This window comes from Rhodococcus sp. JS3073, assembly GCF_026810085.1.
Lineage (GTDB): Bacteria > Actinomycetota > Actinomycetes > Mycobacteriales > Mycobacteriaceae > Rhodococcus_F > Rhodococcus_F wratislaviensis.
Genome location: NZ_CP113951.1, coordinates 2,305,748 through 2,320,662, shown reverse-complemented (window position 1 = coordinate 2,320,662; position 14,915 = coordinate 2,305,748). Strand labels below are relative to the sequence as shown.

Sequence of the window (14,915 nt, the reverse complement as noted above, 5' to 3'; positions counted from 1 at the left end):
GCCTGTGGGGGCCGAAAAGGGGTGCGTCGACTGAGAAGGAGTGCCAGAGGTCAGAGGGCCGGGAGACGAACAAGCCCGGCGGCCGGGAAGAATCCCAGCCGCCGGGCCGTGTGAAACCGATCAGAACGCTGCTTCGTCGAGCTCCATGATGTCGTTGTCGATGTTGGCGACGATGCTGCGGGTGGCGGTCAGCTCCGGCAGCACGTTCTTCGCGAAGAAGGACGCGATGGCGACCTTGCCCTCGTAGAACGCCTTGTCCTTGTCGGAGGCACCCTCGTCGAGGGCCTTGATCGCGATCTCGGACTGGCGGAGGAGCTGCCAGCCGATGAGCAGGTCGCCGACGGACATCAGGAAGCGGACGGATCCGAGGCCGACCTTGTACAGCTCGGACGGCTGCTCCTGCGCACCCATGAGGTACCCGGTGAGGGTGGCGGCCATGGTCTGGACGTCCTCGAGTGCGGTGGCGAGCAGGGCGCGCTCGGCCTTGAGGCGACCGTTGCCTGCCTCGCTGTCGATGAACTTCTTGACCTCGCCTGCGACGTGGGCGAGCGCCACACCGCGGTCGCGGGCGATCTTGCGGAAGAAGAAGTCCTGCGCCTGGATGGCGGTGGTGCCCTCGTACAGCGAGTCGATCTTGGCGTCGCGGATGTACTGCTCGATCGGGTAGTCCTGCAGGAAGCCGGAGCCGCCGAAGGTCTGCAGGCTGTCCGTCAGGTACTGGTACGCCCGCTCGGAGCCGACACCCTTGACGATGGGGAGCAGCAGGTCGTTGACGCGGAACGCGAGGTCCTTGTCGGCGCCGGACACCAGCTTGGCGGTCGCCTCGTCCTGGTGCGCCGCGGTGTACAGGTACACGGCGCGCAGGCCCTCCGCGTACGCCTTCTGCATGGCGAGGGCGCGACGGACGTCGGGGTGGTGGGTGATGGTGACGCGCGGGGCGGCCTTGTCCGTCATCTGCGTGAGGTCTGCGCCCTGGACGCGTTCCTTCGCGTAGTCGAGGGCGTTGAGGTAGCCGGTGGACAGGGTGGCGATGGCCTTGGTGCCGACCATCATCCGGGCGTGTTCGATGACGTCGAACATCTGCGCGATGCCGTTGTGGACCTCGCCGACGAGCCAGCCCTGGGCGGGAATGCCGTGGCCGCCGAAGGTGACCTCACACGTGGCGGAGACCTTCAGGCCCATCTTGTGCTCGACGTTGGTGACGAAGACGCCGTTGCGCTCGCCCAGTTCGTTGGTCTCGAAGTTGAAGTGCGTCTTCGGGACGAAGAACAGCGACAGTCCCTTGGTGCCGGGGCCTGCGCCCTCGGGGCGGGCCAGGACCAGGTGGAAGATGTTCTCGAACAGGTCGTCGGAGTCGGCGGACGTGATGAACCGCTTGACGCCCTCGATGTGCCAGGAGCCGTCGTCCTGCTTGATGGCCTTGGTGCGGCCTGCGCCGACGTCGGAGCCGGCGTCGGGTTCGGTGAGGACCATGGTGGCACCCCAACCGCGCTCGACGCAGGTGGCGGCCCACTTCTTCTGCTCTTCGGTGCCGTTGTGGAACAGCACGTCCGCGAACGCGGGTCCGGCCTGGTACATGTGTGCGGCCGGCTGGGCGCCGAGGATCAGCTCACCGATGGCCCACACGACGGATCGGGGGACGGGAACGCCGCCGATCTCCTCGGAGAGTCCCATGCGGTACCACTCGGCGTCCCACAGCGCGCGGAACGACTTCTTGAAGGATTCCGGCAGGGTGACGGTGTGGTTCTCGGGGTCGAAGACCGGAGGGTTGCGGTCGGCGTCGGCGAAGGACTCGCTCAGCGGTCCCTCGGCGAGGCGGGCAACTTCGCTGAGCATGTTGCGGACGGTGTCGGCGTCGAGATCGCCCCACACGCCTTCACTCAGCGGCTGCTCGAGACCGAGTACCTCGAAGAGGTTGAACTCCAGGTCGCGGACGTTGCTCTTGTAATGGCCCATGTCTTCTGTCTCTCCCAGTGAGATGGTGCGGTCTATCCGTTAGTACCGCCCAAGTTATTACTCGTCGGTAACATCAGCGATATTACGCCCCATTTACCTGACTGCCAAGACTCGAGCGGTGCGCGACGACGAGCGCGTCGATCGCCGTTCCGGCGTCCGTCTCGCGGAAGCGCCGTTCGGCGACGTCGACGGCAAGCCGCCCGTCGAACGAATTCACCAAATCATCTGGCGTGTACAGGATTTCAGGGTCCTGAGGACCCCCCACTCCTTGCGACAAGTTAACGGCGTCATGCCCCAAAATCATGAGGATTCCGTCAGGTTTCAGCGCAGATATGGCGCGGTTCACAACCTGCAGACGCTCCTCGGGGGCGAGATGGAGGTAGATCATGAGCACGAGGTCGTACTCGCCGCCGAGGTCCGAATCGGTGACGTCGGCGACGCGGTAGTCGAGCCGTTCCCGGACCGAGCGGGGTGCTTCGGCGGCCACCCGGCGGGCCTTGTCGAGGGCCACGGCCGAGTAGTCGAGCCCCGTCACCTCCCAGCCGCGGGTGGCGAGCCAGTGCGCGTTGCGGCCCTCCCCGCACGCGAGATCGAGTGCGCGACCGCGGGGGAGCGAGGTGACCCGCTCGACCACGACGGCGTTGGGTGGCGCGCCCCACACCAGTTCGCTCTGTGAATACCGTTCGTCCCAGGCAGCTGCATCCATGCCCCGACGCTAGTACGCGGGCTACGGAGTGAGCGTGGTCCGCATGAGGAGCACGTTGTAGTTGTTGTGCACCGTCGTGAGGAAGTAGAGATCGCGCCCGGACGACCACGGGTGGATGTAGGCGCCGTACGCGGTGGGCAGCTCCCGGGTGTCGACGAGCACCTCCGGTGGGCCCCACGGTCCGGTGACCGACGGTGAGCGTCGCATGACCACGGAGTTGTACTGGTCGGTGGTCAGCATGAGGTATTGGCCGAGGTACTCGTTGTACGCGACGGACAACTCGCCGACCCCGCCCGGCATGATCGGCTTGGCGACGTCGGGATTGCCCTTGATCCACTTGGCGCCGTCGAAGTACTCGTACGCGCCGAGATCCATGATCTGGGGTTCCGGGACCCGCGCGATGTGGACGAGTCCACCGCGGCCTGCGGGCGTGCCGTATTGGTAGACGAAGCCGTCGGCCTTCACGAACGCACTCATCTGGAAGTTGGCGTTGCCGCCGACGTTCGGGCGCTGCGTCTCGGGCGCGACGGTCCAGTTTTCGCCGTTGTCCTGGGAGTAGACGAGACCGGAGTAGTTGGTGTCCCACGTTCCTGCCGGTCCCCAGTTCTTCACCGACATCATGCTGAGGACCTGGGTGTTGCCGACGGCGACGCCGGCGGTGGGGATACGGCTGATCTCGACGAACGGGATCTTCGGGCTCGGGACGAGCTCCTTGGACTGGCCGAAGATGTCGCGGGGTGAGCTGTCGAAGTTCATCCCGTCCGCGAGGATGCCGTCCGAGCTGCGGAACAGTGTGCTGCTGCGCCAGGCCCACAGGCTGCCCGACAGCAGGTTGGGCAGTCCGAGCCCGGCAGAGTCGCCGAACGCCGTGAGGACCTGGCCCTGGCCGTTGTCCCACATGATGCCGAGGTCGGTGCCGAGGACGTTGGCGTCCTGGGTGCGGTTCGGGCTGAGCATGCCGGTCTGCTGTGCGACCGCCTGGGTGCGTCCGGTGAGGTGTGGAATCCCGTTGGTGCCGTTGAGTCCGGGGATCGGATTGATGGCGTTGGGATTCGCGGCGGCCGGGCCGGCGAATGCGATCAACGTCACGGCCGCGCCGACGAGCGACGCTGCTGCAAGAGCTCTGGTTCGCTTCACGAAGGACACTCCATCTCTAGCAGCAGGCGGCACTGCGTGGCCCGAAGAGACCACTCCCCCTACCGGTGATCAACTGCTGGAAATCGCCAGAAGTCTAACAAGTCTGTTCTTACGAAAGTGTCGGTTTGACCGCCGTGTTCGTTTCATCGGCGGCCCTGCCGAACCGATATTACCGACGAGTAACAGGAACCGGTGCTACCCGCTGGGCGGTCGCCGACGTAACGTGTGCTGGCGACAAGTCCACACTGCGCGTAACCACGCGGGACCTGATGAGGAGATCGATCGATGGGAAAGCAGATTGCCACCGTGGCTGGAGGTCGGCAGTCCGCCCTTCTCGGGCTCGGCGTGTACCGGCCCGAACGGGTCGTCACCAACGACGAGATCTGTGAACTGATCGACTCGAACGACGAGTGGATCCAGTCGCGCTCGGGAATCCGCAACCGGCGGTTCGCGGCGGAGGACGAGAACGTCGTCACGATGTCCATCGCCGCCGGGCGCAAGGCGATCGAAGCGAGCGGGATCGATCCCGAGCAGATCGGCTGCGTCATCGTCGCCACGTCGACGTACCTCCTGCTGACGCCGCCCGCCGCGGCGGTGGTGGCCGACGCCCTGGGCACCAACGGGCCCGGAGCCTTCGATCTCGGCGGTGGATGCGCGGGCTTCTGCACCGCGCTGACGGTGGCGTCGGATCTGGTTCGCGGAGGATCCGTCGACTACGCCCTCGTCGTGGGTGTCGAGAAGATGAGCATCACCACCGACCCGACCGACCGCTCGACGCGGTTCATCTTCGGTGACGGCGCCGGCGCCGTGGTCGTGGGCAAGAGCGACGTCGCGGGCATCGGGCCGGTGGAGTGGGGTTCGGACGGCGCCCAGGCCGACGCCATCGTGCAGGATCTGGATTGGTACGAATACATCACGACGCCGGGTGCCACGCGCCCGTACATCAAGATGGCCGGTACCGCGGTGTTCCGCTGGGCCGCCTTCGAGATGGGCAAGGTGGCACTGCGGGCGATCGAGAAGGCCGGCATGTCGGTCGACGATCTCGACGCGTTCGTCCCGCACCAGGCCAACTCGCGGATCACCGAGGTGATCGCCCGCAGCATGAAACTCCCCGAGAACGTGCCCGTGTCCGACGACATCGCCGAGAGCGGCAACACGTCGGCGGCGTCCGTGCCGCTCGCCATGGAGGAGATGCTGCAGTCCGGCGCCACCAAGCCCGGCGACACCGCCCTGCTGCTCGCCTTCGGCGCCGGGCTGTCCTACGCGGCCCAGGTCGTGACGATGCCGGTACTCGCGAAGGACTGACCCGGCCCCGTCGGGGACAGGAAAGCAGGGGTCGATGAGCGTCACCCGGCAGTCGGTCGCCGTCGCCGTGCTGATGTCCTGCGCCGTCGCCCTCGCTGGCTGCGGCGGCGGGAGCACCGGCGGCGGAAGCACCTCGACGGTGTCCGGCGCTGCGGTGGAACTGAACTCGGGCGGTGACTGCGCGGGCCGCGACGTCACCGTCAACAGGGACGGTGCCGGGGTCGTCCTCGACGGCGAGTGCGGCACCGTCACCATCGAGGCCAACGGTGTCTCGGCGACCATCGCCACGTCGAACGCGGTCATCGTGCGCGGTCAGGACACCAACGTCGTCGGTGGGCAGACCGGAACGCTCACCCTCTCGGGTCGCAGCAACAGTTCCACCATCGACGTCGTCGAGTCGATCGACGTGCAGGGCAACGCCGTCACCGTGCTCGGAAAGCAGGCGGAGCGGATCTCGATCAGCGGAAGCGGGAATTCCGTGAACGTGGACGACTCCGGCGCGATGACGGTGAGTGGCAACGACAACGTCGTGCGCGCCGTGTCCCTCGACTCCCTCGAACTCACCGGGTCCAACAACTCCGTCGACTGGGATTCCGGTGCGACGGCCCCGGCCGTCGACACGGGCTCCGAGAACCGGCTCACCCCTCCGGGCGCGTGATCACCGGGCTCCGCAGCCGGTGAGCACCGCGGCCATCGCATCGCGCTCGGGCGGGGTCACCCAGAGGCGGTACGCCACTTTCACTTCCACCTGACGCGCCACGTAGGTGCAGCGGTACGCCGCCAGCGGGGGCAGCCACGTCGACGCGTCGGCATCGCTCTTGCGCTGATTGGTGGGTCCGTCCACGGCCTGCAGGTTGCGGGGATCGTTCGCGAGGTCCGCCCGCGTCTGCGCGTCGAGGAGCTGAGCCCCCTTCTGCCACGCGTCCGACAGCGCCACCACGTGATCGATCTGCACGGCGTCCGACGTCTTCGTGCCCCGGGTGAACGCAATGATGGTGCCCGTGTAGAGATCCCGCAACGTGCCCGACTGCACCACGCAGTTGCGGGTACGGTCGCGTGAGGTGATGTCGACGAGGTCGCGTCGCAGGATGTCGTTGCGGGTGTCGCAGCCGTTGCGTCCGAGTTCGACCGACACGTTGTCGGTCCAGCTGGCGCCGAACAGTTCCCGGTCGTACCCCGTCTTGGGTGCCCGGCCCTTCACCTCGAGGGTGGACAGTTGGGTGAACGCCGTCTGTATCTGTTGTGCGTCAGTGACTTCCGAGGGCGCGGCCGGTCCGGTTCCGGCGGCGAGGGTGTCGTCGGGGTCCGGGGAGAGCATCGTGACGAGCACGACGACGAGCAGCCCGGCGAGGATCCAGGGCCACTTGGTGCGGATTGTCGTGATGATGGACCCGGTGTTCGGTACCGCAGAGCGGGGCATGAATCTCTCCTGAAATCAACGCTGTTCGTAATTTCTATCAGGAGTGGCCCCGCGGGCCGGGATCGGTCCGGGTTTACGTGATGGTGCCCTGCAGTAGGGGAATCAGCAACTCGTCGTCGGTGAGTGCGCCGTGCTGCCCGGGGAGCGCGGACAACCTCGACTCCGCCTTGCGCCGGACCACTGCGACGCCACCTTGTGCGATGGCGACGACGTCTCCGATGCGGCCCTGCACCTCGGATCGCACGGCAGGGCCGAACAGTCCTGCGGTGACGGCCTCGTCTCGCGTGCCGATCCACATGCGGTGTCCCAGTTCGTTCCTCCACCGGGCGGCGACGTCGTGCCCGGCTCCGGCTCGGGTGTGGACGTGCCTGCACCGGGGTTCGCCGGCGAGCGCCACCACGTCGTCCGACAGGGCGGGAGTGGCGTCGAAGTCGATCTTGTCGGCATCGTCCACGGTGACCATGCCGTGGTCGGCGGTGACGTACAGCGTGGTGTCGGGTTGTGCCGCCGCGAGTCCCGCGGCGAGCCTCTCGACGAGCCGGTCGACGAGGGCGACCTGATGTAGCCAGGATTCGGATCCCGGTCCGTAAACGTGCCCGAGCGTGTCGATTTCGCTGAGGTAGCAGTAGGTGAGGGTCCGTTCGCCTGAACGGGCCGCGGTGACGACGTGCGCGATCAGGTCACCGTACGCGTGTATTCCTGCGAACGTGCCGCCGCGGAGGACGGCGCGGGTGAGCCCGGACCCGTCGAACTTTGCGGGCACCACGGTCGTGCACGTGATACCGGCTGCCGCGGCGCGTTCGAACACGGTCGGTGCGGGCTGGACGACCTCGGGCACCAGCCGGGTGAGTTCGTCGCCCTTGTGGCCCGCGCGCCACGACAACCAGTTGAGCGTGCCGCGAACCTCACGAACGTATGACTGGTAGCCGGTGATTCCGTGACCGCCGGACGGCAACCCCGTGCCGAACGACGCGATGCTGGTGGCGGTCGTGGTCGGGAAGCCCGCCCGGATCGGCCGTCCGGTCAGGCTGTCGAGAAACGGGGCGTGTTCGCGGTGGCGCCGCAGCAGCGTCCAGCCGAGTCCGTCTATCAAGAACACCACGGTGTGCCTGCTGTCCGGCAGGTGCAGCCGGTTGGGTTCGCCGGCAACACCCAGTGAGGCGAGGACTGACGGCATGAGGGTGGACAGCGTGGGCTGCGAATACACGTCGAGCGGGGGTGCCGAAACGGTCATGACTCCCACTATGGTGGATCGGCTCGGCCTGCACTACGCGGAATCGGCCGAGACTGCGCTCTGGGTACCGGCTCAGCCGACTCGGTGGTACAGGTCCACGGGCTGGCCGTCGGAAGGGAACGGCAGCGAGGTGTAGTTGAGCGGGGCGACGTAGCCGGGGCTCACCTGCCAGTCGAATCGTTGCAGCAGGTGGTGCATGACCGCCTTGATCTCGGCGCCCGCGAAGTGCATTCCCAGGCATTTGTGCACGCCACCGCCGAACGGCTCCCACGCGAACCGGTGGACCTTGTCCTCACGGCGTTCGGGTGAAAACCGCTCGGGGTCGAACCGCTCCGGATCGGGCCAGTACTCGGGCATGTGATGGGTGAAGTGCACGACAACCGACATGTACGTGCCCCGGGGGATGTAGTGGCCGAGCACCTCGGTGTCCTCGACCGCACGGCGAGCGACCACCGGGACCGGCGGAACGAGACGCAGGCATTCCTTCATGACGAGGTCGAGGTCGGTCAGTTCGTCGAGTTGATCGTACGTCGGGGTGGACGTGCCCAGCGCCGCCGACTGCCGCCTGCAGCGCTCCCGCCAGTCGGGGTGCTGACCGAGATACTGCATCATCGTCGACAGCGTGATGGTGGACGTGTCGTGGGCGGCCATCAGCAGGAAGATCATGTGATTGACGACGTCGTCGTCGCTGAAGCGTTGCCCCTCTTCGGATTCGATGTGGCACAGCGCGGAGAACAGGTCGTCGCCGGTGCTCGCTCGTCGCGCGGGCAGGTAGCGGCGGAAGAACTCCTCGAGTCGTGTGCGCCCGTCGATGCCGCGCTTCCATCGCGTTCCGGGCAGGGGGTAGCGCACCACCGACGTGGCGGCCTGCACGCAGTCGATGAAGGCCTTGTTGATCTCTGCCATCTCCTGGGGCGTCGACCCCTCGGCGCCGCCCATGAAGATGCTCGTGGCGAGATCGAGTGTCAGCTCCTTCAGCGCGGGGTACGCGGCGAAGCCCGGGGTGGGCTGCCAGGCGTCGAGCCCCTTGTCGATCGCGGGATGGAGTGCCTCGGTATAGCGCGACAGCCGGTCCCGGGTGAAGGCCTGCTGCATGATTCGCCGGTGGGCGAGGTGTTCGTCGCCGTCGAGGAGCATCAGCCCACGGTGGAAGAACGGCCCGATCAGCACGCTCCATCCGTCGCTGTTGACGAAGGCTCGGTCCTTGTTCTGCAGCACCGTCTGGCAGCCGTCCGGTCCGAGTACGGTGACCCACCGCTTGCCCGCCATGCTCAGCCACGACACGGGGCCGTAGCGCTCCCAGCGGCTCTGCAGCAGTCCCATCGGGTCGCGGAAGTATTCCAGCGAGTGTCCGATGACGGGGAACCCGGCATTGCCCGAGATGGGGTGCAGTGCGCTTTCGGGTGGGGGAGCAGCGAGAACTTTGGGCATCGGCCCTCCTCGTCGGCATATGTGACAGGACCCTCTGTCAGATGTGTGTAGTGTGCGTCACGCCTGCGGGTCTGTCAACATCGAGTCATGAGTCAACCGGCGCGCCAGTACCGCGGTCGAAGTTCCGAGGAACGCGCCGCGGACCGTCGCGCGCGACTGCTCGAGGCGGGACTGCAGGTGTTCGGCACCGTCGGCGGCGAGAAAGCGACGATGACCGCGATCTGCGCCGAGGCGAAACTCACGGAACGCTATTTCTACGAGAGCTTCAGCAGCCGGGACGACCTGCTGGTTCAGGTGATCGAGGGCATCGCCGCGGAGATCGGGGAGGCCGCGCGGGTCACTCTCCAGACGGTGACCGGTGACCCCGAAGTGCGGGCGCGGGCGGCGATCGCAACCTTCGTCGACATCCTGACGGCGGACCCGAGGAAGGGGCGGGTGTCGATCATCGAATCGGCGGGCGCCGAACCGCTGCGGACGCGACGACGTGAGTTGTTGCGGGCGTTCGCCCTGCTGGTCGCGGAGGAATCGAAGGAACTCTACGGCGACCGGGCGTGGTCGTCGCCGCAGGACGAGATCACCGCGCTGCTGTTCGTGGGTGGGCTCGCGGAACTCATGACGGCGTGGCTGAACGGCGAGATCGAGGTGTCTCCCGAGCAGATCGTCGACGCCGCGACCTACCAGTTCACGTCCACCGCGCACCGCTGAGCGGGTCCCGGGCGGAAACGTGACGGGTGTCACGTGCGAAGCTGTGGGCATGGTGGATATCGCACGCCCGCAGTTGGAGGGCACGGTCGCGGTAGGCGAGGGGCGTCGGCTCGGCTTCGCGGAGTTCGGTTCGGCACAGGGCAGGGCGGTGTTCTGGCTGCACGGCACGCCCGGAGCGCGGCGTCAGGTGCCGATGGAGGCGCGCGCGTTCGCCGAACGCGAGCACGTCCGGCTGATCGGGATCGACCGGCCGGGAGTCGGCTCGTCGACGCCGCACCGCTACGGCGCCGTGATCGACTTCGCCGAAGATCTGCGCACCGTCGCCGACACGCTGGGCGTCGATCAGATGGCCGTGGTCGGCCTGTCCGGCGGCGGCCCCTACACGCTGGCCGCGGCGTACGCGATGCCCGACCGCGTGGTCGCGACCGGCATCCTCGGGGGTGTCGCGCCGACGAAGGGTCCCGACGCGATCCGCAGCGGGCTGATGGATCTCGCCGTCCTGGCGGCTCCGGTGCTGTCGGCGGGCGGTGTCCCCGTCGGGTTGGCGGCGAGTTCCGTGATCAGGCTGGCGAGGCCGTTCGCGTCGCCGATCATCGACCTGTACGGGCGGCTGTCTCCGGAGGGCGACCGCCGTCTGCTCGCGCGCCCGGAGTTCAAGGCGATGTTCCTCGACGATCTGCTCAACGGCGGTCGCAAGCAGCTCAGTGCACCGTTCGCCGATCTCGTCCTGTTCGCGCGGGACTGGGGATTCCGGGTGAACGCGGTGAAGACCCCGGTGCGCTGGTGGCACGGCGACTGCGACCACATCATTCCGCTCCGGCACGGGCAGCACATGGTGTCGCTTCTTCCCGACGCCGAGTTCCACACGATGCACGGGGAAAGCCATCTCGGGGGACTGGGCATGTCGGAGGAGATTCTCCGTTCACTCCTCGACATCTGGGACGCCAAGGAGGCGCAGGCACCGTTCGGTCCGGTGTGACGGTGGCGTGATCTGCGCGCCACCGTCGCCGGGTCAGGACTGCAGGGTCGTGATCTGGAACGTGGCGCCCAGGGGATCGGCAACGGACGCGAGCCGCCCGAACGGTGTGTCCTCCGGTTCGCGCCGGACGCTGCCGCCCAGGTCGGTCACCTTCGCGACCGCCGCATCCGTGTCCTCGACACCGATGTAGAACTGCCAGAACGAGGGGACGCCTTCCGGCAGGAACGAGTCGGCGTCCATGACTCCGGCGACGGTGCGGTCGCCGAGGTTCGCCTGCGAGTACCGGAATTCGTCTGTGTCGCCGAGGGTCTGATAGGTCCAGCCGAAGACGTCCGCGTAGAAGGGGAGCGCCGCCGCATAGTTCCGCGACAGCGTTTCGTGCCAGACGGGCGCTCCGGGCTCGTCCACGAGACCGAAGCCGTCGTGCCGATCGGCCTGCCACACGCCGATGACGGCGCCGGCGGGATCGCCGAGGATGGCCATCGTGCCCTGGTCGCCCACGACCATTGCGGGCATCATCACCTGGCCGCCCGCCTCGGCGGCCTGCGCGGCGGTGGCCTCCGCGTCCTCGGACGCGATGTACGTGGTCCACACGTTGCCGTACGGGTTGCCCTGCTGCTGGGGGCCAAGGCCCGCAATGGGTTTACCGCTCTTGCTGAAGATGGAGTAGCCGCCGTACTGCGGATCCTCGTTGGTGTCGGACCTCCACCCGAACAGCCCGGTGTAGAACGGGATGACCTGTCGTGGGTCGGAACTGGTGAGATCGATCCAGCAGGGAGCGCCGGTGAGGGACGGACGGTCGGGCATCGCGGTCTCCTAGGACGTTGGTGGTCGGGGTAGCGCGCGGTGTGGTGCCGGTCACAAACCTACGCGTCCCGGCGACCTGCCGTCGGTTCGTGATGCGCTGTGGAAGACTCGGCGCATGTCTGCGAGCGAGAATCAGGACAGCCCGGGCCGGGCCCGCCAGAATGTGATCTATCGCGACGGCGTCCTCGGCCGCACACCCTCCGTTCCCACCGACTTCGACACGCTGGAGCGACGCGCGCGGCGGAAGATGAGCGCGAAGGGGTGGGCGTACGTCCACGGCGGCGCAGGCCTGGGTCGCACGATGCAGGCCAACCGCGATGCGTTCGACAAGTGGCAGATCGTTCCCCGGGTGCTGCGCGACGTCTCCAAGCGCGACATCGGGGTCGAGTTGTTCGGGCGCAGGATTCCGGCCCCGGTGCTGCTCGCCCCGGTGGGCGCGGCCGAACTGGCCAGGCCCGAGGCGGATGTGGCGATCGCCGCCGCGGCCGCCGAACTGGGTGTGCCGTACATCTTCTCCAACCAGGGCTGCGCACCGATGGAGGAGAGTGCGGCGGCGATGGGCGACGCTCCCCGGTGGTTCCAGCTGTACTGGAGCACCGACGACGATCTCGTCGACAGCCTGCTCCAGCGCGCCGAGAACATTCGCGCGGACGCCGTCGTCGTCACCCTCGACACGACCATGCTCGGCTGGCGCCCGGAAGATCTCAACCTCGGCTCGCTGCCCTTCGCGCAGGGGCAGGGAATCGCGCAGTACACGTCCGATCCGGTGTTCCGCCGCATCGTGCACGAGCGGATCAAGACCGCCGCGAGCAAGGCGGACGTCGAGGTGACACTCGGCGCGATCCGGTCACTGGTGTCGATGACCCGGCGCTTCCCGGGCCGCTTCCTCGACAACCTGCGGTCGCCGGAACCGCGGGCCGCCGTGGAGACGTTCCTCGACATCTACTCCCGGCCGTCGCTGAGCTGGTCCGACATCGAGACCCTCCGCAGCAGGACGTCGCTGCCGATCCTCCTCAAGGGCGTGCTCCATCCGGACGACGCCAGGCGGGCGCTCGACGCCGGCGTGGACGGCATCGTCGTCTCGAATCACGGTGGGCGCCAGGTGGACGGCAGCGTGTCGTCGCTGGACGCCCTCGTGGACATCGCGCCCGTCGTCGACGGCAGGCTGACGCTGCTCCTCGACAGCGGAATCCGCACGGGAGCAGACGTCTTCAAGGCCCTCGCCTTGGGTGCGGACGCCGTGACGCTCGGCCGGCCGCACCTGTACGGACTGGCCCTCGCCGGTCAGGCCGGTGCGCGGGACGCCACGGCCAACGTGATCGCCGAGTTCGATCTCACGATGGGTCTCAGCGGCCTGACATCGGTGGCCGAGATCGACCGGGACGCCCTGCGCAGGGCATAGGCCGTCAGAGTTCCGCGATCGTGATGATCCCGTCCTGAAGGGCCCGGACCAGCAGCGTCGTCTTGGTGGACGCGTCACGTCCGACCAGCGCGTACTTCTCGCGGATACGGGTCAGATGGGTGTTGACCGTTCCGAGAGCGATGTGGAGGTCGGCGGCGACGGCGAGCTTGGAGTCGCCCCGCAACCAGTGGCGGAGAACCTCGATTTCGCGCGCCGACAACGCCGGCTTCTGATAAGTGCGGGCGACTGGCGGTTCGTCCGTATGTGGGGGGTGCCCGAGTGCGTCGGGTGCAGTGGTCATGCCGATCTCATCTTTCTGACATGTACAGAGAGCTACAGGTACCCGACGTCCCTGCAGGCAGTTCAGATTAACTGGTGGTGGCGGCGCGTGTCGCGCCAGGCCCGGATCAGCTCTCACAGCCGACGCCGTCGCCGTCGCGATCGAGATGGGTGCCGTAGCCCGGCTCGCCGATGTGAACCGGCGCGGCACCGGCCGCCTTGGCCGCCGAACAGTTCTTGTAGTAGACGTCGCTCGGCGGTGCCGTGTCGACGAACGGGACGGGCGCGGGTGCCGGAGCGGGAACGGGAGTGGGCGCAGGTGCCGCTTCCGGCACCGTGGCGGTACTCGGAGCGGGCGCGACGGCAGGCGTCGCCGCCCCGCAGTCCTGCAGAACCCGGGCGATCGCATCGTGTTCGGCCTGGGTCACCCACAGTCCGTACGCGGCCTTCACCTCCACCTGATCGGTCACGTAGGTGCACCGGTAGCTCTTGTTCGGGGGCAGCCAGGTTGCGGCGTCTCCGTCCGATTTCTGCTGGTTGGTGGGGCCGTCGACGGCTTTCAGGTTCCGCGGATCGTTGGCGAAGTTCACCCGGGTCGCGGTGTCGAGCTGCTGGGCTCCCTTCTGCCAGGCGTCGGACAGCGCGACGACGTGATCGATCTGCACGGCGTTCGACGTGCCCTCACCGCGGACGAAGGAGATGGTGTTGCCCGTGTACGGGTCGAGGAGCGTTCCGGTCTGTACCGCGCAGTCGCGCGTGCCCGGCTTGAACACGATCTGTTCGAGGTCGCGCCCGAGAATGTCGTTCCGCGTGTCGCATCCGTTGTGGCCGCCCTCGACCATGACGTCGTCGGTCCACGCCTGACCGAAGAGATCCCGGTCGTAGCCGGTTTTCGGTGCGCGTCCCTTGATCTCGAGGCCGGCGAGTTGCTGCAGCGCGGCGGTCGCGTCGGCGGCGCCGACCGCGGCGGGTTCGGCCGGCGAAAGGGCGAGGGCAGACGAAACCGGCACCGTTGTCGACGAATTCGACGCGGCATGCACGGTCGTCGAATCGGCGAGCGTCGGCGTCACAGACGCGGATACCGCTGTGGCCTGGGCCGATTGGTCGTCCCGTCCGGGGCTGAGGAACGAGACCGCGGCCACGGCTACGACGATCCCGCCGGTGATCCAGGGCCACTTCTTGCGTACGGCAGATGGTGAGGGCGGGGGAAACGTCATGCCGGTCCTTCAATGAACGTGGGGGGTCGGATGTTCATCGCGCGGAAGGTCGCTTCCGTTACTCGGCATCGGGAACTGTTAGCATGCCCGGGACCGGAATTCGTGCGGGTAGAGGGTTGCGTACGGTTTGCGTGATCGAACTGTGTGATGTTGTTTTAGTGTGGTTTAGCGCCGTGATGTTGAAGGGTTGGGCGGCGAACACGTGAAGTATCGGATCGCGTTGGCGTGGTTCCACGCGGGGCGCTGCCGATCCAGGCTCGGCGGTTGCCGTCGGGCACGATTCCGGTAGGGGATCCGAACGGGCGGCATCTCATTCGGCGGGTTCTGTGGGCGCGGT

Annotated in this window: 14 protein-coding genes; 5 read left to right on the top strand and 9 right to left on the bottom strand. The window is 67.4% G+C overall.

Annotation, left to right across the window (positions count from 1 at the left end; genetic code table 11):
* Nucleotides 1-120: 120 nt before the first annotated feature.
* The 3 genes from OYT95_RS10600 to OYT95_RS10590 all read right to left on the bottom strand — a co-directional run bounded on the left by OYT95_RS10600 (nucleotide 121) and on the right by OYT95_RS10590 (nucleotide 3,799).
* Entirely contained in the window at nucleotides 121-1,956 is a 1,836-nt protein-coding gene (locus tag OYT95_RS10600; protein WP_268791422.1) for an acyl-CoA dehydrogenase, read from the bottom strand.
* An 82-nt stretch (nucleotides 1,957-2,038) separates the two neighbouring features.
* Complete coding sequence (locus tag OYT95_RS10595; RefSeq protein WP_112301012.1) at nucleotides 2,039-2,662, bottom strand: class I SAM-dependent methyltransferase; 624 nt, start codon at nucleotides 2,660-2,662, stop codon at nucleotides 2,039-2,041.
* Between the two features lie 21 nt (nucleotides 2,663-2,683).
* Nucleotides 2,684-3,799, bottom strand: coding sequence for a DUF4185 domain-containing protein (locus tag OYT95_RS10590; protein WP_037233036.1), 1,116 nt, complete (start codon nucleotides 3,797-3,799; stop codon nucleotides 2,684-2,686).
* A 285-nt stretch (nucleotides 3,800-4,084) separates the two neighbouring features.
* On the opposite strand from OYT95_RS10590, the gene OYT95_RS10585 reads away from it, so the two are divergent.
* Both OYT95_RS10585 and OYT95_RS10580 read left to right on the top strand, forming a co-directional pair.
* Nucleotides 4,085-5,104 carry a beta-ketoacyl-ACP synthase III gene (locus OYT95_RS10585; protein ID WP_037233040.1) on the top strand — a complete coding sequence of 340 codons (1,020 nt, stop codon included), beginning with the start codon at nucleotides 4,085-4,087 and terminating at the stop codon, nucleotides 5,102-5,104.
* Nucleotides 5,105-5,138: 34 nt separating this feature from the next.
* Complete coding sequence (locus tag OYT95_RS10580; protein ID WP_268791421.1) at nucleotides 5,139-5,762, top strand: DUF3060 domain-containing protein; 624 nt, start codon at nucleotides 5,139-5,141, stop codon at nucleotides 5,760-5,762.
* Here OYT95_RS10580 and OYT95_RS10575 read toward each other — a convergent pair whose 3' ends face one another.
* From OYT95_RS10575 to OYT95_RS10565, 3 genes are all read right to left on the bottom strand, one after another.
* Nucleotides 5,763-6,524, bottom strand: a complete 762-nt coding sequence (locus tag OYT95_RS10575; protein ID WP_037233046.1) for an HNH endonuclease family protein — start codon at nucleotides 6,522-6,524, stop codon at nucleotides 5,763-5,765.
* Nucleotides 6,525-6,597: 73 nt separating this feature from the next.
* Nucleotides 6,598-7,758 (bottom strand): alkaline phosphatase family protein, encoded by a 1,161-nt coding sequence (locus OYT95_RS10570; RefSeq protein ID WP_037233049.1) that lies wholly within the window; start codon nucleotides 7,756-7,758, stop codon nucleotides 6,598-6,600.
* 72 nt (nucleotides 7,759-7,830) lie between these two features.
* Nucleotides 7,831-9,189, bottom strand: a complete 1,359-nt coding sequence (locus OYT95_RS10565; protein WP_268791420.1) for a cytochrome P450 — start codon at nucleotides 9,187-9,189, stop codon at nucleotides 7,831-7,833.
* Between the two features lie 87 nt (nucleotides 9,190-9,276).
* Here OYT95_RS10565 and OYT95_RS10560 point away from each other — a divergent pair, with 87 nt between their 5' ends.
* The gene (locus OYT95_RS10560) at nucleotides 9,277-9,894 is read left to right on the top strand and encodes a TetR/AcrR family transcriptional regulator (protein WP_112301007.1); all 618 of its coding nucleotides are present in this window, start codon (nucleotides 9,277-9,279) and stop codon (nucleotides 9,892-9,894) included.
* 49 nt (nucleotides 9,895-9,943) lie between these two features.
* Nucleotides 9,944-10,873, top strand: a complete 930-nt coding sequence (locus tag OYT95_RS10555) for an alpha/beta fold hydrolase (protein ID WP_011597417.1) — start codon at nucleotides 9,944-9,946, stop codon at nucleotides 10,871-10,873.
* A gap of 33 nt (nucleotides 10,874-10,906) precedes the next feature.
* Here OYT95_RS10555 and OYT95_RS10550 read toward each other — a convergent pair whose 3' ends face one another.
* Nucleotides 10,907-11,680 (bottom strand): VOC family protein, encoded by a 774-nt coding sequence (locus tag OYT95_RS10550; protein ID WP_268791419.1) that lies wholly within the window; start codon nucleotides 11,678-11,680, stop codon nucleotides 10,907-10,909.
* Between the two features lie 115 nt (nucleotides 11,681-11,795).
* On the opposite strand from OYT95_RS10550, the gene OYT95_RS10545 reads away from it, so the two are divergent.
* Complete coding sequence (locus OYT95_RS10545; RefSeq protein WP_037233058.1) at nucleotides 11,796-13,082, top strand: lactate 2-monooxygenase; 1,287 nt, start codon at nucleotides 11,796-11,798, stop codon at nucleotides 13,080-13,082.
* A 4-nt stretch (nucleotides 13,083-13,086) separates the two neighbouring features.
* Here the strand turns inward: OYT95_RS10545 and OYT95_RS10540 are convergent, their stop codons facing one another.
* The gene (locus tag OYT95_RS10540) at nucleotides 13,087-13,383 is read right to left on the bottom strand and encodes a response regulator transcription factor (protein ID WP_174233852.1); all 297 of its coding nucleotides are present in this window, start codon (nucleotides 13,381-13,383) and stop codon (nucleotides 13,087-13,089) included.
* A gap of 106 nt (nucleotides 13,384-13,489) precedes the next feature.
* Nucleotides 13,490-14,578, bottom strand: coding sequence for a GmrSD restriction endonuclease domain-containing protein (locus tag OYT95_RS10535; RefSeq protein ID WP_112301005.1), 1,089 nt, complete (start codon nucleotides 14,576-14,578; stop codon nucleotides 13,490-13,492).
* Nucleotides 14,579-14,915 lie beyond the last annotated feature (337 nt).